This window comes from Mesorhizobium sp. M0011, assembly GCF_040324155.1.
Taxonomy (GTDB): Bacteria; Pseudomonadota; Alphaproteobacteria; order Rhizobiales; family Rhizobiaceae; genus Mesorhizobium.
The window spans coordinates 1-24,169 of the sequence record NZ_JAMYVQ010000032.1 but is presented as its reverse complement, the minus strand read 5'-3'; the positions used below and the strand labels follow the sequence as shown (position 1 = coordinate 24,169).

Genomic DNA, 24,169 nt, shown 5'->3' with positions numbered 1-24,169 from the left:
ATTAACCGTTTTGCCGCTTTTCGGTTCTAGAACTGACCATGGTCCCGAAAAGTGGGACCCGGTTTTCGGAAAAGATCATGGTCAAACATGAAGACAGAACCATGAAACGCGTCATCGCCATCGCCGACCGTGCAGCTTCCGTGTCGCTGAAGCTGCTCGTCGCGCTCAATGTTTTGTTCTTCCTGTCGTTCCTCGCCGTGCTGCTGTTCGCGGCCGGCAACGCGCATGCCGGAATCCCGACCTGCACCGGCGCCGACATGCTGTCGGCCTTGCAGAAGAACGATCCGGCGACCTACCGCAAGATCGAAGCGGAAGCCGCAGCGACACCGAACGGCAAGGGCCTGTTGTGGAGGCTGGAAAAGCCCGGCGAAAAGCCGTCCTTCCTGTTCGGCACCATGCATATGACCGACCCGCGCGTCACCACGCTGCCTCCCGACGCGCAGAAAGCCTATGACGCCGCCGGCACCATCGTCATCGAAACCACCGACGTGCTCGACAAGCAGAAGATGATGGTCGCGATGCTCCAGGAGCCGGACCTGATGATGTTCACCGATTCGACGACGCTGGCGTCGCTGCTGTCGCCCGACGATGCGGCGGCCATGAACGCCGCGCTCGACGCACGCGGCATTCCTCCGGCTACGGTTGCCAAGATGAAGCCGTGGATGCTCTCGGCCATGATGGCACTGCCGGCCTGCGAGCTGGCCCGCCAGTCCGGCGGCGCACCGGTGCTCGACGTCAAGCTGGCCGAGGGTGCAAAGGCTTCCGGCAAGCCGGTGGAAGGATTGGAGACGGCTGAAAGCCAGCTGCGAGCCATGGCCTCGCTGCCGCTGGCGTTTCACATGAAGGGTCTCGTCGACACGCTGAAGCTCGGCGATAAGATCAACGACATCAACGAAACCATGATCGTGCTCTACCAGCGCGGCGACACCGGCATGTTCTGGCCGCTGTTTCGCGTGGCCATGCCGGATGGCACGGACGACCCCGCGGGCTATGCGGCGTTCGAGGAAACCATGATCACCAGCCGCAACAAGGTGATGGTCGAGCATGCCGAACCGATCCTTGCCAGGGGCAACGTCTTCATGGCGGTCGGCGCCCTCCACCTTCCCGGCCCCGAAGGCCTCGTCGAGGACTTCCGCAAGGCCGGTTACACCGTCACGCCTGTTGGACTTTAGCTACTTCAGTTTACTTCGCCAGGATCTGGGCCAGCATCGCCGGAACGATGATCCGGTGAAACGGCATGATGATCGCGAGATAGGCGCGCCCGAGCCAATTGTGCGTCTTGACGATCGTCGTCGCGGCCACCTCCTGTCGGCCCCTGCCGAGATTCCTGACTTCGACCATGACACGGAAATCGAGATGCCGGTCGTCGAGGCCAAGCACAACCTTGCCGGGAAACTGGCTGATTAGCGGAAATATCCCGATCCGGCCCGACGGCAACACCGCAGTTTCCAGGCCCGTCTTCAGCCGGAACGGCTTGACGGCAAGGTTGCGCAGCGCCATGAGCCTGCCGACCCAGGGCGGCGTTCGCCCCAGGGCGCGTTCCGCCGCGCCGAGTGCCGTTAAAGAAAGACCTTCAGTGACCAGCACATAGCGGTCGGCGAACTGGGCTCCGGCGAGAACATCGCAGTGATTCGGGACAAACTCTGCTATGGGATTCGTCACGACAAAAATCCTCCGGAAAAACCCATAATAGGCACCAACTTGGCGCGCTGCGGGGCGAAACGACGCCGTTCAGGCTGCGGAAAGGCAGGATTGTCCTTGTTTTTGGCGTTTTCCAACCCTAGCGTGAAACCAGTTCAATGATTGCGCGTTGAATGGTGTTGATTGATATTTTTCATCCACGGAGGACACTTTTATGGCGAACGCACCGAATCCAAACGATCCGTTCAATCCCAACACCACCAACACCACCATCAAACAGAGCGGTGGCGGCGGTAGTGGCTGGCTGATTGCGCTGGTCGTCGTTATTCTGGCGGTTGTCGCGTATTATGTTTTCGGAAGAAGTGGTGAGCACCCGGCACCAGCCGAGCCGCCGGCGGCCAGCACACCGGCCCCCGCGCCCGCACCGGCGGAACCGATGAAGCCGGCCGAACCTGCGCCAGCACCCGCGCCTGCTCCGGCGCCTGCAGAACCGGCGCCTGCCCCGGCACCAGCGCCCGCACCGGCTCCTGCGCCGGCCCCAGCCCCAGCGCCGGCACCGGCACCGGCCAACTGATCGGCTCGATATCAAATACGAACGGCCCGCCGAAAGGCGGGCCGTTTTGTTTTATGGGCATCCCTACGCTCGTCATCCTCGGGCTTGATCGGGATAGTGCCTTTAGATGTGGATCGGCTTGAAGAACGTCGCCAGCGCCGCCTCCTTCACCGCTTCCGACATCGTCGGATGCGCATGGCAGGTGCGGGCGAGATCCTCCGACGAGCCGCCGAACTCCATCAGCACCGCCGCCTCGTGGATCATCTCGCCGGCGCCGAAGCCGACGATATGCACGCCGAGCACGCGGTCGCTTTGCTTGTCGGCGAGGATCTTCACAAAACCGTCGGTGTGCAGCATGGCGCGCGCCCGGCCATTGGCGCTGAACGGAAATTTTCCGACCTTGTAGTCGATGCCGGCCTTCTTCAACTCTTCCTCGGTCTTGCCGACCGAGGCGATTTCCGGGCTGGTGTAGACGACGCTCGGAATGACGTCATAGTTCACGTGGCCGGCCTGGCCGGCAATGGTTTCCGCTACCGCCACGCCCTCGTCCTCGGCCTTGTGTGCCAGCATCGGCCCGGCGATGACATCGCCGATGGCATAGATGCCCGGGACATTGGTCTCGAGATGGCCATCGGTCTTGACCCGGCCGCGCTCGTCGACCTCGACGCCGGCTTCCCCGAGCCCGAGACTGTCGGCATAGGCGCGGCGCCCGGTGGCGATCAGCACGGCATCGGCCTCGATCGTCTCGGCGGCGCCGCCCTTGACCGGCTCGAAGGTGACCGTGGCACCCTTCTTGGCCTTGGCGACGCCGGTGACCTTGGCGCCGAGCTTGAACTCGAAACCCTGTTTGGATAGCAGCCGCTGGAACTGCTTGGAGACCTCGCCGTCCATGCCGCCCAGGATGGTGTCGAGGAATTCGACCACGGTGACCTTGGCGCCGAGCCGCGCCCACACCGAGCCGAGCTCGAGCCCGATGACACCGCCGCCGACCACCACCAGATGGCCGGGCACCTTCTCCAGCGACAGCGCGCCGGTCGACGACACGATCACCTTCTCGTCGATGTCGACCTTGACGCCGGGAATGCCGGCGACATCCGATCCGGTGGCGATGACGATGTTCTTGGTCTCGATCTCCTCGACCTTGCCGTCCTCGCCGGTCACCGAGACCTTGCCGGCCGCGACCACCTTGCCGGTGCCGCGAAAGCTGTCGATCTTGTTCTTCTTGAACAGGAAGGCGACGCCGTTGACGTTCGACGACACCGTCGCATCCTTGTGCGCCATCATCTTCGTCAGGTTCAATTTCGGCGCTGGTATCTCGATACCGAGCGCGTCGAAGGAATGGCCGGCTTCGGCGAACATCTCGGAGGCATGGAGCAGCGCCTTCGACGGAATACAGCCGATGTTGAGGCAGGTGCCGCCGAAGGTCGCGTTCTTCTCGACCACCGCAACGCTGAGCCCGAGCTGCGCCGCCTTGATGGCGCAGACATAGCCGCCCGGTCCCGATCCGATGATAACGACGTCATAAGCCATGTTTGTTTCCCTTTGCTTGGCGCTCAGCGGCCGCCGCTTACATTCAGGATCGCGCCCGTCGTATAGGACGCGGCGTCGGATAGAAGATAGAGAACCGCGCCCGCGACTTCATCAGCCGTGCCGGCTCTTTTCATCGGCAGCAGGTCGCGGAACCGCTCTATCCTGTCCGGCTGCCCGCCGGAGGCATGGATCTCGGTATCGATGAGGCCGGGCCGCACCGCATTGACGCGAATGCCTTCCAGTGCGACCTCACGGGCGAGCCCGACGGTGAACGTGTCGATGGCACCCTTGGAGGCGGCATAGTCGACAAATTCGCCCGGCGAGCCCAATGTCGCTGCCGCCGACGAGATGTTGACGATCGATCCGCCCGCCCCGCCATGACGGGTCGACATGCGCTTCACCGCTTCGCGGGCACACAGGAACGAGCCGACGACATTGATGCGCATCATGCGCTCCAGCCGCGCGACGTCCATCTCGTCGACACGGGCCTTGACGTCGACGATGCCGGCATTGTTGACGAAGGCATCGAGCCGGCCATAGGCGCGGTCGACGGCCTCGAACATGGCCACGATATCGGCCTCGCTGCCGACATCGCCCTTGACGGCTAAGGCCTCGCCGCCGCCGGCCTTGATCTCGGCGACCACTGCGTCAGCGGCAGCCTGGTTCGAGGCATAGTTGACCGCCACGCGGTAGCCGGCCTTCGATCCTAGCCGGCAGACCGCGGCGCCAATGCCGCGGCTGCCGCCGGTGACCAGCAGCACCTTTTTCGCCTCGCTCATTCCTGGCATCCCTTCAAGACAAACACATCCCACGGCACTTTCGAAAACCCGCTGCCGCCATAGGCCGAGGATTGGCGCAACGCCGGCCCGAGGTCCGGCAGGATCAGCGTCTTCGGCGCTTCGACCCCTTCGGCCGGCAGCAGTCCGATGTTGCCCTTGTCATCCGACGTGTAGATGACGCCATGCCAGGGCGTGCAGGCAGCAAGCTCCTCGCCGGTGACGTCGCCTTCGGGGCATTTGTACATCAGCGCGCCGTTCGGCCGCGACACGCCTTCGTTCCACATAACGATACCGTTGAGCACCACATTGTTGTCGAGGATCATCCGGAACGAGTTGGTGACGGTCGCCGAGGTGCCGGTCGGGGTAAAATCGATCTCTGCGCCGCCCTGCGCGTCGCCATAGACGGCTAGCTCGATCGGACAGGCTGCATGGGCACTTGCGGCGGCCAGCACCATGCCGGCCGCGATCGATGCGATCGGAAGCACCTTGGAAAGGCTAAGGGAACGGGTCGTCATTCTGCCGCGCAGATCCCTTCCTCCGGCACGCATTCCAACAGCCGGATCAGCACCAGACCTCAGAGATCAAGCACCAGCCGTTCCGGATCCTCCAGGCTTTCCTTGACGCGGACCAGGAAGGTCACCGCTTCCTTACCGTCGACGATGCGGTGATCGTAGCTGAGTGCCAGGTACATCATCGGCCGGATCACGATCTGGCCGCCGACCACGACAGGCCGCTCCTGGATCTTGTGCATGCCCAGAATGCCCGACTGCGGCGCGTTGAGGATAGGCGTCGACATCAGCGACCCGTAAACGCCACCGTTGGAAATCGTAAACGTCCCGCCTTGCATGTCGGCGACCGACAGCTTGCCGTCGCGGGCGGCGATGCCCAGCCGGCCGATGTCCTTCTCGATCTCGGCGATCGACATCTGGTCGGCATTGCGCACGACCGGGACGACGAGGCCCTTTTCGGTGCCGACGGCGACGCCGATATGGGCATAGTTCTTGAAGATGATGTCGGTGCCGTCGATCTCGGCATTGACCGAAGGGATTTCCTTCAGCGCGTGGGTGACGGCCTTGGTGAAGAAGCCCATGAAGCCGAGCTTCACGCCGTGCTTCTTCTCGAACACGTCTTTGTATTTGGTGCGCAGCGCCATCACCGCTGACATGTCGACCTCGTTGAAGGTGGTCAGCATGGCGGCGGTCGACTGCGCTTCCTTGAGGCGGCGCGCGATGGTCTGGCGCAGCTTGGTCATGCGCACGCGCTCCTCGCGCGAGGCGTCGTCGCCGGAGGATGGCGCGCGCACGGCAACCGGTGCAGGTGCCGCCTTCGGCGTCTCTGCCGGCTGTGACGGCGCGCCTTTGGAGATGGCGTCGAGCACGTCGCCTTTCAGCACCTGGCCACGCTTTCCCGAACCGGAGATCTGGTCGACCGAGAGATTGCTTTCGGCGATCAGCTTGGCCGCGGCCGGTGCGGGCGGCATGGTGCGCGGTTCGACCGGGCCGGCGTCGCCGGCGATCTTGGCGGTCTCGGCCGCGGCCTGCTTGCCGGTCGATGCGGCATCCGGCGACGAGGCCTGCGACACCGCCTGCGGCTTGGTAGCCGGAGCGGCGGCCGCGCCACCTGCCGAAATCGAACCGAGCAGCGCGCCGACACCGACCGTCTCACCTTCCTTGACGGTGATCTCACCCAGCGTGCCGGCGGCGGCGGCAGGCACCTCCACCGTCACCTTGTCGGTCTCGAGCTCGACCAGCGGTTCATCGGCGGCGATTGTATCGCCAACCTTCTTGAACCATTTGCCGACGGTCGCTTCAGTGACGGATTCGCCGAGAGTGGGAACGCGGATTTCGGTAGCCATTGTGCCTGTCCGTTTTCTTTCGGTTCTGTTGTTCGCCCAGATATTCTCTATTCACCAAGCGCGTCTTCGAGCAAGGCGGCGAGCTGGGCGAGATGCTTTGACATCAGTCCGGTCGCCGGCGAGGCGGCGGCAGGACGGCCGGTGTAGCGCACCCGCTGATGCTTGGCATCGATATGCGCCAGCACCCATTCCAAATACGGGTCGATGAACGACCAGGCGCCCATGTTCTTGGGCTCTTCCTGGCACCAGACCATCTCGGCATTGCGGAACCGCGACAGTTCGGTGATCAGCGCCTTGGCCGGGAACGGATAAAGCTGCTCGACGCGCAGCAGATAGATGTCGTTGATGCCGCGCTTCTCGCGCTCCTCATAGAGGTCGTAATAGACCTTGCCCGAACACAGCACGACGCGGCGGATCTTTGAATCCTTGACCAGCTTGATCGCCTGGCCGGAAAGCAGCTGCGCATCGTCCCACAGCAACCGGTGGAATGAGCTTTCGCCCGAAATTTCCGGCAGCGTCGACACCGCCCGCTTATGGCGCAGCAGCGACTTCGGCGTCATCAGGATCAGCGGCTTGCGGAAATCGCGCTTCAGCTGCCGGCGCAATATGTGGAAGTAGTTGGCCGGCGTCGTGCAGTTGGCCACTTGCATGTTGTCTTCGGCGCAAAGCTGCAGGAAGCGTTCGAGCCGGGCCGAGGAGTGTTCCGGACCCTGGCCTTCATAGCCATGCGGCAACAGGCAGACGAGGCCCGACATTCTGAGCCACTTGCGCTCTCCGCTGGAGATGAACTGGTCGAACACCACCTGGGCACCGTTGGCGAAGTCGCCGAACTGCGCTTCCCACAAGGTCAGCGCCTTCGGCTCGGCCAGGCTGTAGCCATATTCGAAGCCCAGCACCGCCTCTTCCGACAGCATCGAGTTGATGACTTCGTAGCCAGCTTGAGCCGCCGACAGATTGTTGAGCGGGATGTAACGGGTCTCGTCGCGCTGGTCGTAAAGGACCGAATGGCGCTGCGAGAAGGTGCCGCGTTCGGAATCCTGGCCCGACAGGCGGATCGGATTGCCGTCGAGCAGGATGGCGCCGAAGGCCAGCGCCTCGGCCGTTGACCAGTCGATGCCTTCGCCCGACTCGATCGCCTGGCGGCGGTTCTCGAGGAAGCGGATGATCGTCTTGTGCGCCTCGAAATCCTTCGGCACCTCGGTCAGCTTCTTGCCGATTTCCTTCAGCGTCTTGACCGGCACGGCGGTCTTGCCGCGCCGCTGTTCGTCCTGGTTGTCGGCGGTGCGCAGGCCCGACCAGGCGCCGTCCAGCCAATCGGCCTTGTTGGGCTTGTAGTGCTGGCCGACTTCCCATTCGGATTCCAGATGCGCCCGCCAGTCGGCCTTGAGCTGGTCGAGTTCAGCCTGGCTGATGTGACCCTCGGCGATCAGCCGGTCGCCATAGATCTGCACGGTCGTCTTGTGGGTGCGGATGTTGCGATACATGATCGGCTGGGTGAAGGCGGGCTCGTCGCCCTCATTGTGGCCGAAGCGGCGATAGCAGAACATATCGACCACAACAGGCTTGAAGAACTTCATGCGGAATTCGATCGCCACCTTGGTGGCGTGCACCACGGCTTCCGGGTCGTCGCCATTGACGTGGAAGATCGGCGCCTCGATCATCTTGGCCACGTCTGATGGATAGGGCGACGAGCGCGAGAAGCGCGGGTTGGTGGTGAAACCGATCTGGTTGTTGATGATGAAGTGCAGCGTGCCGGCGACGCGGTGGCCGCGCAGGCCGGACAGGCCGAGGATCTCGGCGATCACGCCCTGACCGGCGAAGGCGGCATCGCCATGCAGCAAGAGCGGCAGCACTTTGGCGCGCTCTTCCAGCGGCACGATCTCCTCGCGGCTGCGGCCGAACAGGTAATCCTGCTTGGCGCGCGCCTTGCCCATCACCACCGGATCGACGATTTCCAGATGCGAGGGGTTGGCAGTCAGGGACAGATGCACCTTGTTGCCGTCGAACTCGCGGTCCGACGAGGCGCCGAGATGGTACTTGACGTCGCCCGAGCCCTCGACCTCGTCGGGTGCGGCCGAGCCGCCCTTGAACTCGTGGAAGATGGCGCGGTGCGGCTTGGCCATCACCTGGGAGAGCACGTTCAGCCGGCCGCGATGCGCCATGCCGAGCACGATCTCCTTCATGCCGAGCTGGCCGCCGCGCTTGACGATCTGCTCCAGCGCCGGGATCAGCGCTTCACTGCCATCGAGGCCGAAGCGCTTGGTGCCCTTGTACTTGACGTCGATGAACTGCTCGAAGCCTTCGGCCTCGACCAGCTTCTGCAGGATCGCCTTCTTGCCGGTGGCGGTGAAGGTGATCTCCTTGTCGGCGCCCTCGATGCGGGCCTGGATCCAGGCCTTTTCCTCGGGGTCCGAAATATGCATGAACTCGACGCCGAGCGTCGAGCAATAGGTTCGGGTCAGGATTTCCAGCATCTGCCGGATGGTGCCGAATTCAAGCCCGAGCACATTGTCGAGGAAGATCGGCCGGTCATAGTCGGCTTCGGTGAAGCCATAGTTCTCCGGCGACAGCTCGTTGTAATCCTCGAGCGGCTTGGCGATGCCGAGCGGATCGAGATTGGCGTGCAGATGGCCGCGCATGCGGTAGGCGCGGATCATCATGATGGCGCGCACTGAATCGCGCGTCGCCTGGTGCACGTCGGCATCGGACAGGACGACGCCGTTGGTGACCGCCTTGTCCTTGACCTTCTTTTCGATCGTCTTCTCGACGATGCCCCAGTTGCCGTCGAGCGCCGAGACCAGTTCGCCATTCGCCTGCAGCGGCCAGGAGGGCTTGGCCCAGGAGGCGCCCTTGGCATTCCTGCGCACATCGCCGGCATCGTCTTTCAGCCCGGCGAAGAACTCCTGCCATTCGGGATTGACCGAAGCGGGATCGTCCTCATAGGCGGCGTAGAGCGCGTCGATGTAATCGGCGTTGCCGCCATAGAGGAATGAGGTGAGCGAAAATTGGTCGTTGGCCTGATCTTGTCTTGCCATTTTTGTCCGCGGAGCCTGGCTCCGTCTCCTGTTTTTGGAGGGGAATAGGGGAGTAGGGCTTTTTGCCGCTGCTATTTTCCCTACTGCCCTACTCCCTTACTCCCCTATTCCCTTACCCTTTGATCGCCTCGACCAGCGTCGTGCCTAGTCGCGCCGGCGAGGGCGATACTTTTATCCCGGCCGATTCCATCGCCGCGATCTTGTCTTCCGCGCCGCCCTTGCCGCCGGAGATGACCGCGCCCGCATGCCCCATGGTGCGGCCGGCCGGCGCCGTGCGCCCGGCGATGAAACCGGCCATCGGCTTGCTTCGGCCACGCCTGGCTTCGTCCTTGAGGAACTGCGCGGCGTCTTCCTCGGCCGAACCGCCGATCTCGCCGATCATGATGATCGACTTGGTCTCGTCATCGGCGAGGAACATTTCGAGCACGTCGATGAATTCGGTGCCCTTGACGGGGTCGCCGCCAATGCCAACGGCGGTGGTCTGGCCGAGGCCGACATTGGTGGTCTGGAACACTGCCTCATAGGTAAGCGTTCCCGACCGCGAAACAACGCCGACCGAGCCCTTGCGGAAGATGTTTCCGGGCATGATGCCGATCTTGCATTCCTTGGGCGTCAGCACGCCCGGGCAGTTCGGCCCGATCAGCCGCGACGTCGAGCGGTCGAGCCGCGCCTTGACCTTGATCATGTCCATCACCGGGATACCTTCGGTGATGCAGATGATCAGCGGGATCTCGGCCTCAATCGCTTCCAGGATGGCCTCGGCGGCACCCGCCGGCGGCACATAGACGACGGAGGCGTTGGCGCCGGTCTTTTCCTTGCCCTCGGCGACGGTGGCGAAGATCGGCAGGCTCTCGCCCTTTGCGCCGGTCCACGTCTCGCCACCCTTCTTCGGGTGGATGCCGCCGACCATTTTCGTGCCGTGATAAGCCAGCGCCTGTTCGGTGTGGAACGTGCCGGTCTTGCCGGTCAGGCCCTGCACCAGCACCTTGGTGTTCTTGTCGACGAGAATGGACATTTTTTTGCGACCTGATCAGTGATTGCGGAAGGGGTTCATGGCGACCACGGAGCCATAAGACTGCCCGTGGTTGAGGTCTTCGGTGTAGAGTATCTTGACGCCAAGGCGCTCGGCGGCGGCGATGATGGCGCCATCCCAATATGAAATCTGGTAGCGTTGCGCGTTCGCGATGCCCCGCATTACAACGGCGCTATCCAGATCCTGGCAGGGCTTCATGGAGATCGCGGCGACCCATTCGGCCGCCTTCGCCGGCGCCAGTGTGACCTCAGCTCGCTTGGTCACGTTGACATAGAACTCCTGCAGCACCTGTGCGGAGGTCGAATAGTCTTCCTTGGCGATCAACTCCACGGCGCGCTCATACTTCGCGCGCTCGGCCTTGTGTCCGATGGCGGCATAGACGAGGATGTTCGTGTCGAGGAAGCAGTCAGCGATCATAGAGAGCTTCCCGGTTCCATTTCTTGCCACCCATGTCGCCTGCCGCCTCGCGGGCGAGCCGCAGAAGGGCCTGCCGTGCCTCGTCCTTGGCGTACCGCTTGGCGGCCACTGCCGAGAAAAACTCCCGCACCATGGCGTTGACGGTCGTTCGCTGTTCGGCGGCTGTCAGCTTGACCTGCTCCAAGACCTCGTCTTCGACTGCCAGAGTGATGTTCTTCATTTCTCTTTTCTCCTGCGCCTACTTCACACAGTATATGTGTAACTGTGTGGCAGTCGCAAGTTCGTTACAGCCGCTTCAGGTCGGCGACGGTGAGGTCGCTTTTGGCATTGCCGGTGTTGAGCGTCGTTGCCGGCTCGAACATCAGCACCACGGGTTCCGCGGTCAGCGAACGCGGCCGGTGCTCGACACCGCGCGGCACGACGATGAAATCGCCCTCGCCGAGCTCGACCGGACCGTCGCAGAAATCGATGGCGATACGCCCGCGCAGCACAAGGAAGGCTTCGTCCTCATTGTCATGCGCATGCCAGTCGAACATCTCGCCGAACTTGGCGACCTTCGCCTGGCTGTCGTTGACGTCGCCGGCGATATGCGGATCGAAAACCTTGCTGATGGTCCGATCGGCCGCCTCGACGAGGTTTATCTTGCGCGGAGGCATCCGCTCAGCCCTTCACCGCCGCCACGATCTTCTTGGCTGCGTCGTCGAGATCATCGGCCGACACCACGTTGAGGCCGCTGTCGTTGATGATCTTCTTGCCGAGCTCGGCATTGGTGCCTTCCAGGCGCACCACCAGCGGCACTTCCAGCCCGACTTCCTTGACCGCGGCAATGACGCCCTCGGCAATGATGTCGCACTTCATGATGCCGCCGAAGATGTTGATCAGGATACCCTTGACCGCCGGATCCCTGGTGATGATCTTGAACGCCGCCGTCACCTTCTCCTTGGACGCGCCACCGCCGACATCGAGGAAGTTGGCCGGCTCGGCGCCATAGAGCTTGATGATGTCCATCGTCGCCATGGCGAGGCCGGCGCCGTTGACCATGCAGCCGATATTGCCGTCGAGCGCGACATAGGCGAGGTCGTATTTCGACGCCTCGATTTCCTTTTCGTCCTCTTCGGTTGTGTCGCGCAGTTCGAGCACGTCGGGGTGGCGGAACAGCGCGTTGTTATCGAACGACACTTTCGCGTCGAGCACGCGCAGCCGGCCGTTCTTCATGACGATCAGCGGGTTGACCTCGAGCAGGCTCATGTCCTTCTCGACGAAGGCCTTGTAGAGGATCGGGAACAGCGTATCGCCGTCCTTGGCCGCATCGCCGTCGAGCTTGAGCGCGCCGTTGAGCGCCTTCAGGTCGGCTGCCGTGACGCCTTTTTCCGGATCGATGGCGACGGTGATGATCTTTTCGGGCGTGTCATGGGCGACCGCTTCGATGTCCATGCCGCCCTCGGTCGAGACGACGAAGGCGATGCGGCCGACCGAACGGTCGACCAGGATCGACAGATAGAGCTCGCGCTCGATGTCGGCGCCGTCTTCGATGTAGAGGCGGTTGACCTGCTTGCCGGCCGGACCGGTCTGCTTGGTCACCAGCGTGTTGCCCAGCATCTCGTTGGCGTTGGCGATGACGTCGGCCACCGATTTCGCCAGCCGCACGCCGCCCTTGGCGTCCGGGCCGAGCTCGCTGAATTTGCCCTTGCCGCGTCCGCCGGCATGGATCTGGCTCTTCACCACATAGAGCGGGCCCGGCAGCGCCTTGGCGGCGGCTTCCGCTTCGCTCGCCTTGAACACCGGCACGCCTTCGGCCACCGGCGCGCCAAAGCTCTTCAGCAGCGCCTTGCCCTGATACTCATGGATGTTCATTTGGATGGTCTCCGGATCGACTGGGGGTTCACTTACTGGAGATTCATTTGGAGGCGAGTTGCGGCGCGATCTTGACGCAGGCCTCGGTCAGGCCCTGCACCGTCGCCACAGAGGAGTCGAACATCTTCTGCTCGCTCTTGTTGAGTTCGATCTCGATGATGCGCTCGACGCCGCCGGCGCCGATCACCACGGGAACGCCGACATAGGTGTTCTTGACGCCATACTGGCCGGAGAGATACGCCGCGCAGGGCAGCACGCGCTTCTTGTCCTTGAGATAGGCTTCGGCCATCGAGATCGCCGAAGCGGCCGGCGCGTAATAGGCCGAACCGGTCTTGAGCAGGCCGACGATCTCGGCGCCGCCGTCGCGGGTGCGCTGCACGATCTGGTCGAGCTTCTCCTTCGAGGTCCAGCCCATCTTGATGAGGTCGGGCAGCGGAATGCCCGATACCGTCGAATAGCGGATCATCGGCACCATGGAATCGCCGTGGCCGCCGAGCACGAAGGCGGTGACGTCCTCGACCGAGACCTTGAATTCCTCTGCCAGGAAATAGCGGAAGCGCGCGCTGTCAAGCACGCCGGCCATGCCGACGACATGGCTGTTGGGCAGGCCTGAGAACTTCTGCAGCGCCCAGACCATGGCGTCGAGCGGGTTTGTGATGCAGATGACGAAGGCCTTCGGCGCGTACTTCTTCAGCCCGGCGCCGACCTGTTCCATGACCTTGAGGTTGATGCCCAAAAGGTCGTCGCGGCTCATGCCGGGCTTGCGCGGCACGCCGGCGGTGACGATGCAGACGTCGGCCCCTTCGATGCCGGCATAGTCGTTGATGCCGGTGAGCCTGGAGTCGAAGCCATCGACAGGCGACGACTGCGCGATATCGAGCCCCTTGCCCTGCGGGATACCTTCGGCAATATCGAACAGCACCACGTCGCCGAGGTCCTTGAGGCCGATCATGTGAGCGAGCGTGCCGCCGATCATGCCAGAGCCGATAAGCGCTATCTTGTTGCGTGCCATGTGAAGATGTTTTCCCTTTGTCGGTGACGACGTCTCAAATCTCTGGTGATTTGATGGCGGCGTCGAAGAAGAGGCCGGAATGCTGCGGGGAACCGCGAATTTTCGCCGCACCCAATAGCCCCGGCACGGAAAAAATTCAAACGATTATTTTGGTGTCAGTATTTTCAATCGGTTAGATCATTTGGGATTTACGTAAACGTCAAAGTTTGTAAGCCGACTTGGGAAGAAATAGCCGACGAAGATGGAAATCGTAAGGCTGGATGCAGGCGATGACGCCCTTGTGATGGCGGTCGCCAAATCTCCCCCTTGAGGGCAGGCTATCGCATATGGAATTCCTGAGATGTCTGCCCGGCACGTACCCCCACTCCTAACCCCTCCCCACAAGGGGGAGGGAGACTTCCGTTGGCGCTGACCCAGGAGCATCGCCTGTCTTTTCGGCGCCAAGAAGAATTAAAGGCACGCGGCAGCGTTCCCTCCCCCTTGTGGGGAGGGGTTAGGGTGGGGGTTCTTCTTCGCAAGAATCCATGTGCGATAGCCCTGCCCGCAAGGGGGGAGATGTCACCGAAGGCGACAGAGGGGGTCGCCGCGCGTGACGCGCTGGCGCCATCTGTGCCGCGCCCGGTCGAACCAACCCCCCTGGCCTGCCGGCCATCGCCCCCTCGAGGGGGAGATCCATTGCCACGCGATTTCGCCAATCTTCAACGAAGCAGGAATGAGCGGGGCGCTAAGCTGCCAATCGCTTTTCTTTAGGCCTGCGCCTGCGACGCTTCCGACACCGCCGGCTTTCCTTTCTGCCGCTCCGCCCAATCCTCCAGCCAGTCGCGGCTTTGCATCTCGATCAGCCGCGATGCCGTGCGCTCGAACTCGAAGGCTTCGACGCCGCGCTTGGCTGCATAAAGTGCTTGCGGCGGCGCTTCGGCGCTCGCCACCAGCCGCATACGATGGTCGTAGAGCGTGTCGATCAGCAGGATGAAGCGCTTGGCCTCGTTGCGCTTGCCTTCGCCGAGCACCGGGACGTGGTCGATGAAAATGGTTGAGAAGCGCCCGGCGATCGCCAGGAAATCGCGCGCGCCAAGCGGCTTTTCGCAGAGATCGGCGAAGGAGAACCGCGCCGCATCGCCCGCCGCACGCGGCACGATCACCTGCCGCCCTTTGAGGGCCAGCGACGTCTCGGCGGTCGGCGCGCCCCGCGTCATGGCTTGCCAGGCCTCGTCGAGTAGCTGGTCCGCCGCCGCATCGGCCGGCGTCACATAGACCGGTGTCCGGGCGAGCTTTTCCAGCCGGTAGTCCTTGTCGGCATCGAGCGCCAGCACCTGTGTGTGCCGCTCCAATATGCCGATGAAGGGCAGGAAAAGCTGGCGGTTCAGCCCGTGGCTGTAGAGGTTTTCCGGCGCCACATTCGAGGTGGCGACCAGCACCACGCCGCTGGCAAACAGCGCCGAAAACAACCTGGACAGGATCATCGCGTCGGCAATGTCGGTGACCGAGAACTCGTCGAAGCACAGCACCCAGGCTTGCTCGGCAAGGGCCTTGGCCACCGGCGGGATCGGATCGTCTTCCCTGACGTCGCCATTCTTGCGCGCCTGCCGGTGCTTCTGGATACGGTCCTGCACGTCGGCCATGAAGTCGTTGAAGTGGACGCGGCGCTTGCGCCGCACCGGCAGCAAGTCGAAGAACATGTCCATCAGCATGGTCTTGCCGCGGCCGACGCCGCCATGGATGTAGAGGCCTTTGACGGCCTCATGCGTCTCGCGCTTGCGGGCGAACAGCCAGCCCAGCGCGCTCGACTTATGCGCCAGCCGCTTGGCCGAGATCTCATCGGTCAGCCGGTCGAGCGCCGCAACGATCCGTTCCTGCGCCGGATCGCGGTCGATCGTACCGGTTTCCACCAGATGGTCGTAGCGCTGCCTAACGGTCGCATGGGTCTGGAGGCCGTCACGCAGATGCATCGGTCACGTCGTTCTGGAGCGATTCCGGGAACCGGAATTGCGTAAAACAAAAACTATCTCGTAAGCGAAATCGGCTGGCCGTTGGAAGTCTGGCCGTCGAATTTCGAGCCGCCCGAGGAATAGAGCCGCGCCAGCGCACCGCCGCTCTCGTCATAGAGCGTCAGCTGCTTGCCGGCGACGTTCCACGACTTGATGCCGTCCATCGGCGCCGGGCAATGCAGCGGACCGGCGCGGAAGCCGGCGCCGAATTTGGTCTGCGGTGTCGCCACCTTGCAGCTCTGGCCCGCAACGCTGGCGTTCCAGACACCGGCGACGCTGGCGGCGGTCACGTCCGAAGCGCCGGCCGGCGCCGAACCATCCGAAGGCAGCGCGGCGACCTGCGTGTTCGCCGGAGCGGTCGGGAATTGCGAAGGGTCGGTGGTGCCGGGCGATGCCGGCGGCGGCAGTTGGTTCGCCGTCACCTTGCCGGCGGGCGCGGCCTCCAGCGGTGCCGGCTGCTGGTCATCCATCGAGGAAAAACGTGAGGTCGAACAGCCGCTCGCAACGAGCGCCGCCAGCGATACGGCCACCAGACCGGTTTTCGAAAAAGTCATTCCAACCTCCGTCGGATCCGGCTGGGGGGAAGCCGTCCGCACAATCTCACCCCCACCAAGATGGAGAAGGTGGCGAAATTTCAACCCGATATGGTTAAAATACAGTTTGCAGCCAGAAGTGTTGCAATTTTATCGCAATGGGGACGGCTGACCGCTTGTCGCGCGTCGCTTGGGAATTCCGGTCAACACTTCGTCGGTGGACGCTTGCGCGAACCGCCTTAGCGCCTATGTCTGGAAAACGAAACCCTGCTGGAGCCGCAAATTGGCCGCGAGAAAGACTGCCGCCAATCGCTATTACAGCGGCCCGCCCAGCGACCATTTCGACGGCGCATTGTTCTTCAATCCCGACGGCCAGCCACCCGGCCGTTTCGCCGACCTGCTGAAATGGCAGTTGAATGGCCAGCGCTCGAAATGGCCGGCGAGCGATGCAAGCCCCTTTCCGCAGGCGAAACCGACGGCTCGGGTCGAGGGCGCCGCGCTGGAAGTGACCATGGTTGGTCATTCCACCTTGCTGGTCCAGACGGCCGGTCTGAACATTCTTACCGATCCGGTGTGGTCGCTGCGCGCGTCGCCGCTTTCCTTCGCCGGACCAAAACGCATCAATGCGCCAGGCATCGCCTTTGCCGACCTGCCGCCGATCGACCTCGTTCTGGTCAGCCACAACCCCTATGACCATCTCGACCTCGCCACGTTGAAGCGGCTGAAGGCCGGCCACGACCCGCTGGTGCTCACCCCGCTCGGCAACGACGCCATCATCGAAGCCGCCGTGCCCGGCATGCGACTGTCGGCGCATGACTGGGGCGACAGGGTCGAGATCGGCAATGGCGCCGCCGTCCATGTCGAGCCGGTGCATCACTGGTCGGCGCGTGGCGCCCGCGACCGGCGCATGGCGCTGTGGGCCGGCTTCGTCGTCGAAACGCCTGACAGCAAGCTCTATTTCGCCGGCGATACCGGCTTTCACAATGGCGTCAACTACCGGCTGATGGCCGAGAAACATGGCGGCTTCCGCTTCGCCATCCTGCCGATCGGCGCCTATGAGCCGCGCTGGTTCATGGCGTCGCAGCACCAGAATCCCTGGGAAGCGGTGCAAGGCATGACGCTATGCAATGCCGCCCGTGCCGCCGGCTGTCACTGGGGCACATTCCAGCTCACCGACGAACCGATCGACGAGCCGGCGCGTAAATTGACCGAGGCGCTCGACGATCAAGGCATCCCACGCGAGCGTTTTCGCGCCTTGCGGCCGGGCGAGGTCTGGGATGTGCCGGAGCACATAGCGCCCTGATCCGGTTTCGACGGAACCCCAACGCGGCAACCGCGTTTTCATGTGGTTGAAAAATCTGCCGGTTTGCGAGGCATTGCCATGCTCAAATGGATCGTCATTCTCCTGATCGTCGCCGCGGCGGCGAGTCTGCTCGGCATGCCGGCGCTGGCAGGTGCCGCCGCCACCGGTGCGCGCATCCTTATCGGCATCGTTCTGATCATTTTCCTGCTGATGGTGCTGGGCATTTTCGCCGTCACGTAAGTCCGGCGCTTTCGCCGTGACCAAGCGGCTGCGCACTGGTAATTCCTGCCCGTTTCCGCCATATAGCGCCAAACGGACACGGAATTTTTCGGGAGCAATGGCCAGCACCGCCCCTTTCGCCAAGATGAACGGCATCGGCAACGAGATCATCGTTGCCGATATGCGTGGCCGTGCCGATCGGGTGACGGCGGCGGCGGCGATTGCGCTGAATGCCGATGCCGCGACCAGCTTCGACCAGATCATGGCGATCCATGACGCCAGGACGCCGGGCACCGCCTTTTTCATCGACATCTTGAATTCCGATGGAACCAGCGCCCAGGCCTGCGGCAATGGCATGCGCTGCGTCGTCCAGGCGCTCGCCGCCGAGACCGGCCAGAAGATCTTCACCTTCGAAACCGTGGCGGGCATCCTCAATGCGCGCGAACATGCCGACGGTTCGATCTCGGTCGATATGGGCACGCCGCGCTTCGGCTGGCAGGATATCCCGCTGGCCGAGGAGTTCCGCGACACCCGGATGATCGAGCTGCAGATCGGCCCGATCGACGCGCCGGTGCTGCATTCACCCTCGGTCGTCTCGATGGGCAATCCGCACGCCATCTTCTGGGTCGACAATGACGTCTGGTCCTATGAGCTCGATCGCTTCGGCCCGCTGCTCGAGAACCACCCGATGTTCCCCGAGCGCGCCAACATCACCATCGCTCAGGTTACTTCGCCCGAAACGATGATCATCCGCACCTGGGAGCGCGGCGCCGGACTGACCAAGGCCTGCGGCTCGGCCGCCTGCGCCGCCGTCGTGGCCGCTGCCCGCACCAACCGGACCGGCCGCAGCGTCAGTCTGTTGACCCCCGGCGGCGGCATGCTGCATGTCGAATGGCGCGACGATGACCACGTGGTCCTGACGGGCGCCGCCGAATGGGAATTTTCCGGCAGCTTCGACCCGTCGAACGGGACATGGGCCCGCGACACCGAAAGCGCGGCCTGATGTCCGCTCTGCCCAAGAGCCCGATGTCCCAGGGCATCGATGTCGTCACCTTCGGCTGTCGGCTCAACACCTATGAATCGCAGGTGATGCGGCGCGAGGCTGAAAGTGCCGGTCTGGGCGCGCTGGAAGGTGGCGCCATGATCTTCAACACCTGCGCCGTGACAGGCGAAGCAGTGCGCCAGGCCAAGCAGGCGATCCGCAAGGCGCGCCGCGACAACCCGCAGGCGCGCATCATCGTCACCGGCTGCGCCGCGCAGACCGAGCCTGAAAAATTCGCCGCCATGGACGAGGTCGATCTCGTGCTCGGCAATGAAGAGAAGCTGAAGGCCAACTCCTATCGCGCACTGCCGGATTTCGGCGTCAACGACACCGAAAAGGCACGCGTCAACGATATCTTTTCGGTGCGTGAGACCGCAGGCCACATGGTCGACGCCATCGAGGGCCGGGCACGCGCCTTCGTCCAGGTGCAGAATGGCTGCGACCACCGCTGCACCTTCTGCATCATTCCCTACGGCCGCGGCAATTCGCGCTCGGTGCCGATGGGCGCCGTGGTCGAGCAGGTCAAGCGGCTCGCCGGCAACGGCTATGCCGAGATCGTTCTGACCGGCGTCGACATGACATCATTCGGCGCCGATCTGCCGGGCGCGCCGAAGCTCGGCAGGCTGGTGAAAACAATCCTGAAACAGGTGCCCGACGTGAAGCGCCTGCGGCTGTCCTCCATCGATTCGATCGAGGCCGACGACGATCTGCTCGACGCCATCGCCACCGAGCCGCGGCTGATGCCGCATCTGCATCTGTCGCTGCAGTCGGGCGACGACATGATCCTGAAGCGGATGAAGCGCCGGCATCTGCGCGACCAGTCGATCCGCTTCTGCGAGGATGTGCGCAAGCTGCGCCCCGGTATCGTCTTCGGCGCCGACATCATCGCCGGCTTCCCGACCGAGACCGACGAAATGTTCGAGAACTCGGAGAAAATTGTCGAGGAGTGTGGCCTGACCCATCTCCACGTCTTCCCGTTCAGCCCACGCGAAGGCACGCCTGCCGCGCGCATGCCCCAGCTCCGCCGCGAATTGGTCAAACAGCGCGCCGCCCGGCTGCGCGCAGCCGGTGAAGTTGCGTATATCAGGCATCTGTCGTCGCTCACCGGTACGCGTCAGTCGATCCTGATCGAGCGCGACGGCCTTGGCCGCACCGAGGGTTTTACGCTTGCCGCACTCGGCACGGGCGCACCGGGTGAGATCGTCGAGGCCGATATATCCGGCCACGATGGTAGCAGGCTGATCGCGGCGCCCCTCGCCGCCCGCGCGGCCTGAGAAACGCAAAGCATGGCTGGTTTTTTCAAGAAGATATTTTCGTTCGGCAAGAAAGAGGTGGTCGAGGAGCGGGTCGACGAGACCGCCCCGCTGCCGCCGATCAAATGGGAAGCGCTCGAGGCGCTGAAGCCGGCGGCCGAGCAGGTCGTTCCGGAGTTCTTGAAGCGTGACGAGCTGGAGCGCGAGGCGGAAACTGCGCCGACGCCGACGACGGTCGAGCCGGAAGTGATCCCCGCGCCGGAATCGGCGCCTGTCGAGAAGCCGGTGCCCGAGCCGGCACCGGCCATTCCGCCAGCACCGGAGCGGACTATTCCCTCCGAGCCGGAACCCCTGCCGGAGCCCGAGCCGGAAGAAGAACCCGCGCCCGAGACGCCTGCCGAGCCGCCGGCGCCCGAGGAGATACCAACGCCTCCCGCCGTTCCGGAGCCTGCTCCCGAACCGCAGCCGCAGGAGGTCCCGCCACCCGCGCCGGCCGAGCCGGAGATCGTCCCGTCACGCCCGGAACAGCAGCCGGAACCGGAACCGGTCGAAGTGCCGACGCCTGCCGAGGTTCCGGCCGAGACACCAGCCCCGATCGAGGTGCCGACACCGGGGCCGGCCCCTGCTCAGCCATTATCAGAGGTCAGCGCCGCCCCTCATCCGCCTGCTGGCACCTTCTCTCCGTCTGAAGACGGGGAGAAGGAAGAAGTTTCAGCACCGACGCCCGAAGCCCCGCCTGCCGAAATCGCACCTCCCATTCGCCAGCCTGCGCCTATCGAATCGCAGCCGGTCATTGCGGAAATCGCGCCCGAGCCGCAGTCTCTTCCACAACCCGCGCCGGAGCCGAAAGCCGCCCCCGGCAAGGTGACCGTCACCAAAAAGGTCGAGCAGAAGGCCGAGCCGCAGAAGGCACCGGAACCGGCACCGAGGCGCTCCTGGTTCCAGCGCATGAAGGACGGGCTTGCCCGTTCGTCCAAGGAACTCACCGGCAACATTGCCGGCGTCTTCACCAAGCGCAAGCTGGACGAAGAGACTTTGCAGGACCTGGAGGATGTGCTGATCCGCGCCGATCTCGGCATGGAGACGGCCTTGCGCGTTACCGACGCGCTGGCCGCCAGCCGCTACGGCAAGGACGTCTCCGACACGGAGGTCCGCGCCATCATGGCGGCCGAGGTGGAAAAGGTGTTGACCCACGTCGCCATGCCGCTGGAGCTCGACCTCTCGCACAAACCGCATGTCATCCTGGTGGTCGGAGTCAACGGCACCGGCAAGACCACCACAATCGGCAAGCTCGCCGCCAAGCTGACCGATGGCGGCCTGTCGGTGATGCTCGCCGCCGGCGACACGTTCCGCGCCGCTGCGATCGAGCAGCTGAAGATCTGGGGCGAGCGGACGAAATCGCCGGTCATCGCCTCCAAGATCGGCGCCGATGCCGCAGGGCTCGCCTATGACGCCTTCGAGAAGGCCAAGGAGGCCGGTTCCGACGTGCTGATCATCGACACCGCCGGCCGCCTGCAGAACAAGACCGAACTGATGGCGGAGCTCGAAAAGATCGTCCGCGTGCTTGGCAAACTCGACCCGGAAGCACCGCACACCGTGCTGCAGACAGTCGACGCCACCACCGGCCAGAACGCGCTCAACCAGGTCGAGATCTTCCGCAATATCGCCGGCGTCAACGGCCTGGTGATGACCAAGCTGGACGGCACGGCGCGCGGCGGTATTCTGGTGGCGATCGCGGCAAAGCACAAATTGCCGGTCTATTTCATCGGCGTCGGCGAACAGGTCGACGACCTCGAACCTTTCTCGGCAAGCGAATTCGCCAGGGCGATCGCTGGAGTAGCTTAACAAGCATGTCCCAAAAAGTTGCAGACTTTTTGGATCAGATCATGCGCAAGAAAGAGATTCCATGAACCCACCCATTCTCGAACGCGATCCGTCGGACCCGCAGAAGCAGAAGAAGGAAGGCGTCAATCCGCTGCTCAAGCTGGTGCTGGAGCTGGGTCCGTTGATGGTGTTCTTCTTCGCCAATGCGCGCGGCGGATGGCTGGTGCAGAAATTCCCTGTTCTGGCCGAGTTCGGCGGGCCGATCTTCGTCGCCACCGGGCTGTTCATGGCCGCCACGGCCATCGCCCTGATCGCCTCGTGGCTGCTCACCCGCACCTTGCCGATCATGCCGATGGTGTCGGGCGTCGTCGTCTTCATCTTCGGCGCGCTGACGCTCTATCTGCAGGACGACATCTTCATCAAGATGAAGCCGACCATCGTCAACACGCTGTTCGGCGGCGTGCTGCTCGGCGGCCTCTACTTCGGCAAGTCGCTGCTTGGCTATGTCTTCGATTCAGCCTTCAGCCTCGACGCCGAGGGCTGGCGGAAACTGACCTTCCGCTGGGGCCTGTTCTTCCTGTTCCTGGCCATCGTCAATGAGGTGGTGTGGCGCAATTTTTCCACCGACGCCTGGGTTACTTTCAAGGTCTGGGGCATCATGCCGATCACGCTTCTGTTCACCTTCAGCCAGATGCCGCTGATCCTGCGTCATTCACTCGAGGACAAGGCCGGCAAAGAAGAGAGAACCGGAAAGTAGAAAAAGCGGTTCTGCGTTCGTGAGACAATGAACCGTTCTGGGGAGAGGGACATGGAATTCATCACCACGCGCGACCAGTTGAGGACGATCTACAAGACGCCACGTCCGACCGACGGTTCTATCCGCAAGGAGCTGAAAAAACTTGACGGCCATTGCCGCTCCTTCATCGGCAAGAGCCCGTTCGTGCTGATCGGCTCGTCCGACGGTGCCGGCAACGCCGACGTGACGCCGAAGGGCGACAAGCCGGGCTTTGCCACCGTTCTCGACGACACCACCATCGCCATTCCCGACCGGCCCGGCAACAACCGGCTCGACACGCTGGAGAACATTCTCCTCAATCCCTCTGTCGGGCTGCTCTTCCTCATTCCCGGCATGAACGAGACGCTGCGCGTCAACGGCGATGCCCGCATCACCGTCGACGCAAATTTGCGCGAACGGCTCGCCGTCGACGGTAGGGAGCCGCAAAGCGTCGTCGTGGTCAGCGTCAAGGCCGCCTACATGCACTGCGCAAAAGCCTTCATGCGCTCGGACCTGTGGAAGCCGGAAACCTGGTACGACCGCGCGACGCTGCCGACGCTCGGCCAGATCATGCGCGATCAATTGGCGGTTGCCGATTCCGCCGAGGCGACCGATCGCTGGCTCGACGAGGAATACAAGAAGACGATGTGGTAGGTTTTTCGACCCACGATTCGTCCTGACTGGTCCATCTTGCTGAACATTCTTGCCATTTCCGGAAGCCTGCGCGCGGCTTCCACCAATTCGGCCCTGATCGCAGCACTGGCGCGCAACGCACCGCCCGGCTGCCGCGTCAGCGTCTATGACGGGCTTGGCTGTCTGCCGATCTTCGACCCCGACGACGAGGGCGAGCGGACGCCGCTCGAAGCCTCCGAACTGATCGATGCCGTCACTCGAGCCGACGGCGTGATCGTCTCCTGTCCGGAATATGCCCATGGCGTGCCGGGCGGGCTGAAGAACGGGCTCGACTGGCTGGTCTCGCGCGACGCCGCCGTCGCCAAGCCGGCTATGCTGGTGCACGCCTCGCCGCGCTCGCTGTTCGCCCGCGCCGCACTGGCCGAGATCATGCGCACCATGTCGTTCGCGTTGTGCGAGGGCAATATGCTGGAGATTGTGCTGTTGGGGAAGAAGCAGCCGGAGGTCGAGAGCATCCTGGCGGAGCCGGCGAACCGGCTGGCGATGCGCGATGCGCTGAATGCTTTCGCGGACTTTATCCGCGCCCGTTGAGTGCCGACCCACCACGCATTCGTCATCCTAGGGCGAAGCAAGGAGCGAAGCGACGCGGCGCAGACCCTAGGATCCATGCCGCGACCTTTGCCGAGAATGCATCGGTCCAAGAAGGGCAGCCTAACGTTGGATACTACACGGACCGCCAAAGACAGTATTGCACCGTTGTGCCCTGCTCGAAAGTCGCGGCATGGATCCTAGAGCGTTTCATATTTTGACGGAAGCGTAGCCTGCGTTTTCGAAGTAGTTCTTGCATTCGGCTGCCTCGATGGTTTCGACGAGGTGGCCGATGTGGCGCC

The 24,169-nt window shown here is 63.4% G+C and carries 24 protein-coding genes; 9 read left to right on the top strand and 15 right to left on the bottom strand.

What is annotated here, in order from left to right:
• Positions 1 to 101: 101 nt before the first annotated feature.
• Entirely contained in the window at positions 102 to 1,172 is a 1,071-nt protein-coding gene (locus NKK51_RS26715; RefSeq protein WP_352555163.1) for a TraB/GumN family protein, read from the top strand.
• Between the two features lie 10 nt (positions 1,173 to 1,182).
• Here NKK51_RS26715 and NKK51_RS26710 read toward each other — a convergent pair whose 3' ends face one another.
• The 15 genes from NKK51_RS26710 to NKK51_RS26640 all read right to left on the bottom strand — a co-directional run bounded on the left by NKK51_RS26710 (position 1,183) and on the right by NKK51_RS26640 (position 16,251).
• Positions 1,183 to 1,662 carry a DUF2867 domain-containing protein gene (locus NKK51_RS26710; protein ID WP_352555115.1) on the bottom strand — a complete coding sequence of 160 codons (480 nt, stop codon included), beginning with the start codon at positions 1,660 to 1,662 and terminating at the stop codon, positions 1,183 to 1,185.
• Positions 1,663 to 1,964: 302 nt separating this feature from the next.
• A complete protein-coding gene (locus NKK51_RS26705; RefSeq protein WP_352555114.1) occupies positions 1,965 to 2,276 on the bottom strand; it encodes a hypothetical protein in 312 nt (103 codons plus the stop codon).
• Positions 2,277 to 2,317: 41 nt separating this feature from the next.
• Positions 2,318 to 3,724 carry a dihydrolipoyl dehydrogenase gene (gene lpdA / locus NKK51_RS26700; RefSeq protein WP_352555113.1) on the bottom strand — a complete coding sequence of 469 codons (1,407 nt, stop codon included), beginning with the start codon at positions 3,722 to 3,724 and terminating at the stop codon, positions 2,318 to 2,320.
• A 23-nt stretch (positions 3,725 to 3,747) separates the two neighbouring features.
• Positions 3,748 to 4,503, bottom strand: coding sequence for an SDR family oxidoreductase (locus NKK51_RS26695; RefSeq protein WP_127296321.1), 756 nt, complete (start codon positions 4,501 to 4,503; stop codon positions 3,748 to 3,750).
• Positions 4,500 to 5,018: a hypothetical protein gene (locus NKK51_RS26690; protein WP_352555112.1), complete on the bottom strand. Its 519-nt coding sequence runs from the start codon at positions 5,016 to 5,018 to the stop codon at positions 4,500 to 4,502. The genes NKK51_RS26695 and NKK51_RS26690 overlap by 4 nt, the downstream gene beginning before the upstream one ends.
• Before the next feature lie 59 nt (positions 5,019 to 5,077).
• Positions 5,078 to 6,358: a 2-oxoglutarate dehydrogenase complex dihydrolipoyllysine-residue succinyltransferase gene (gene odhB / locus NKK51_RS26685; protein ID WP_023811280.1), complete on the bottom strand. Its 1,281-nt coding sequence runs from the start codon at positions 6,356 to 6,358 to the stop codon at positions 5,078 to 5,080.
• Positions 6,359 to 6,405: 47 nt separating this feature from the next.
• Positions 6,406 to 9,393: a 2-oxoglutarate dehydrogenase E1 component gene (locus tag NKK51_RS26680; protein WP_352555111.1), complete on the bottom strand. Its 2,988-nt coding sequence runs from the start codon at positions 9,391 to 9,393 to the stop codon at positions 6,406 to 6,408.
• A 112-nt stretch (positions 9,394 to 9,505) separates the two neighbouring features.
• Entirely contained in the window at positions 9,506 to 10,408 is a 903-nt protein-coding gene (sucD, locus tag NKK51_RS26675; RefSeq protein ID WP_352555110.1) for a succinate--CoA ligase subunit alpha, read from the bottom strand.
• A 15-nt stretch (positions 10,409 to 10,423) separates the two neighbouring features.
• Positions 10,424 to 10,843, bottom strand: a complete 420-nt coding sequence (locus tag NKK51_RS26670) for a PIN domain-containing protein (protein WP_127296323.1) — start codon at positions 10,841 to 10,843, stop codon at positions 10,424 to 10,426.
• A complete protein-coding gene (locus NKK51_RS26665; RefSeq protein ID WP_023811284.1) occupies positions 10,833 to 11,063 on the bottom strand; it encodes a hypothetical protein in 231 nt (76 codons plus the stop codon). The genes NKK51_RS26670 and NKK51_RS26665 overlap by 11 nt, the downstream gene beginning before the upstream one ends.
• Positions 11,064 to 11,127: 64 nt before the next feature.
• Entirely contained in the window at positions 11,128 to 11,499 is a 372-nt protein-coding gene (locus tag NKK51_RS26660; protein WP_352555109.1) for a cupin domain-containing protein, read from the bottom strand.
• Positions 11,500 to 11,503: 4 nt separating this feature from the next.
• Positions 11,504 to 12,697: an ADP-forming succinate--CoA ligase subunit beta gene (gene sucC / locus NKK51_RS26655; protein ID WP_128304265.1), complete on the bottom strand. Its 1,194-nt coding sequence runs from the start codon at positions 12,695 to 12,697 to the stop codon at positions 11,504 to 11,506.
• A gap of 43 nt (positions 12,698 to 12,740) precedes the next feature.
• Entirely contained in the window at positions 12,741 to 13,709 is a 969-nt protein-coding gene (gene mdh, locus NKK51_RS26650) for a malate dehydrogenase (protein WP_013528846.1), read from the bottom strand.
• A gap of 746 nt (positions 13,710 to 14,455) precedes the next feature.
• A complete protein-coding gene (zapE, locus tag NKK51_RS26645) occupies positions 14,456 to 15,658 on the bottom strand; it encodes a cell division protein ZapE (protein WP_352555108.1) in 1,203 nt (400 codons plus the stop codon).
• A gap of 53 nt (positions 15,659 to 15,711) precedes the next feature.
• A complete protein-coding gene (locus NKK51_RS26640; protein WP_023811288.1) occupies positions 15,712 to 16,251 on the bottom strand; it encodes a protease inhibitor Inh/omp19 family protein in 540 nt (179 codons plus the stop codon).
• Between the two features lie 262 nt (positions 16,252 to 16,513).
• Here NKK51_RS26640 and NKK51_RS26635 point away from each other — a divergent pair, with 262 nt between their 5' ends.
• The 8 genes from NKK51_RS26635 to NKK51_RS26600 all read left to right on the top strand — a co-directional run bounded on the left by NKK51_RS26635 (position 16,514) and on the right by NKK51_RS26600 (position 23,870).
• Positions 16,514 to 17,533 (top strand): MBL fold metallo-hydrolase, encoded by a 1,020-nt coding sequence (locus NKK51_RS26635; protein WP_352555107.1) that lies wholly within the window; start codon positions 16,514 to 16,516, stop codon positions 17,531 to 17,533.
• A gap of 78 nt (positions 17,534 to 17,611) precedes the next feature.
• Entirely contained in the window at positions 17,612 to 17,773 is a 162-nt protein-coding gene (locus NKK51_RS26630; RefSeq protein ID WP_128304269.1) for a DUF1328 family protein, read from the top strand.
• A 97-nt stretch (positions 17,774 to 17,870) separates the two neighbouring features.
• Positions 17,871 to 18,755, top strand: coding sequence for a diaminopimelate epimerase (dapF, locus tag NKK51_RS26625; RefSeq protein WP_023811291.1), 885 nt, complete (start codon positions 17,871 to 17,873; stop codon positions 18,753 to 18,755).
• The gene (gene mtaB / locus NKK51_RS26620; protein WP_352555106.1) at positions 18,755 to 20,068 is read left to right on the top strand and encodes a tRNA (N(6)-L-threonylcarbamoyladenosine(37)-C(2))-methylthiotransferase MtaB; all 1,314 of its coding nucleotides are present in this window, start codon (positions 18,755 to 18,757) and stop codon (positions 20,066 to 20,068) included. The genes dapF and mtaB overlap by 1 nt, the downstream gene beginning before the upstream one ends.
• Before the next feature lie 12 nt (positions 20,069 to 20,080).
• Positions 20,081 to 21,892, top strand: a complete 1,812-nt coding sequence (ftsY, locus tag NKK51_RS26615) for a signal recognition particle-docking protein FtsY (RefSeq protein ID WP_352555105.1) — start codon at positions 20,081 to 20,083, stop codon at positions 21,890 to 21,892.
• A gap of 61 nt (positions 21,893 to 21,953) precedes the next feature.
• Positions 21,954 to 22,628 carry a septation protein A gene (locus NKK51_RS26610; protein ID WP_023811294.1) on the top strand — a complete coding sequence of 225 codons (675 nt, stop codon included), beginning with the start codon at positions 21,954 to 21,956 and terminating at the stop codon, positions 22,626 to 22,628.
• A gap of 51 nt (positions 22,629 to 22,679) precedes the next feature.
• Positions 22,680 to 23,300 carry a pyridoxamine 5'-phosphate oxidase family protein gene (locus tag NKK51_RS26605; protein ID WP_023811295.1) on the top strand — a complete coding sequence of 207 codons (621 nt, stop codon included), beginning with the start codon at positions 22,680 to 22,682 and terminating at the stop codon, positions 23,298 to 23,300.
• Between the two features lie 36 nt (positions 23,301 to 23,336).
• Positions 23,337 to 23,870: an NADPH-dependent FMN reductase gene (locus NKK51_RS26600; RefSeq protein ID WP_352555104.1), complete on the top strand. Its 534-nt coding sequence runs from the start codon at positions 23,337 to 23,339 to the stop codon at positions 23,868 to 23,870.
• Positions 23,871 to 24,169: the final 299 nt, after the last annotated feature.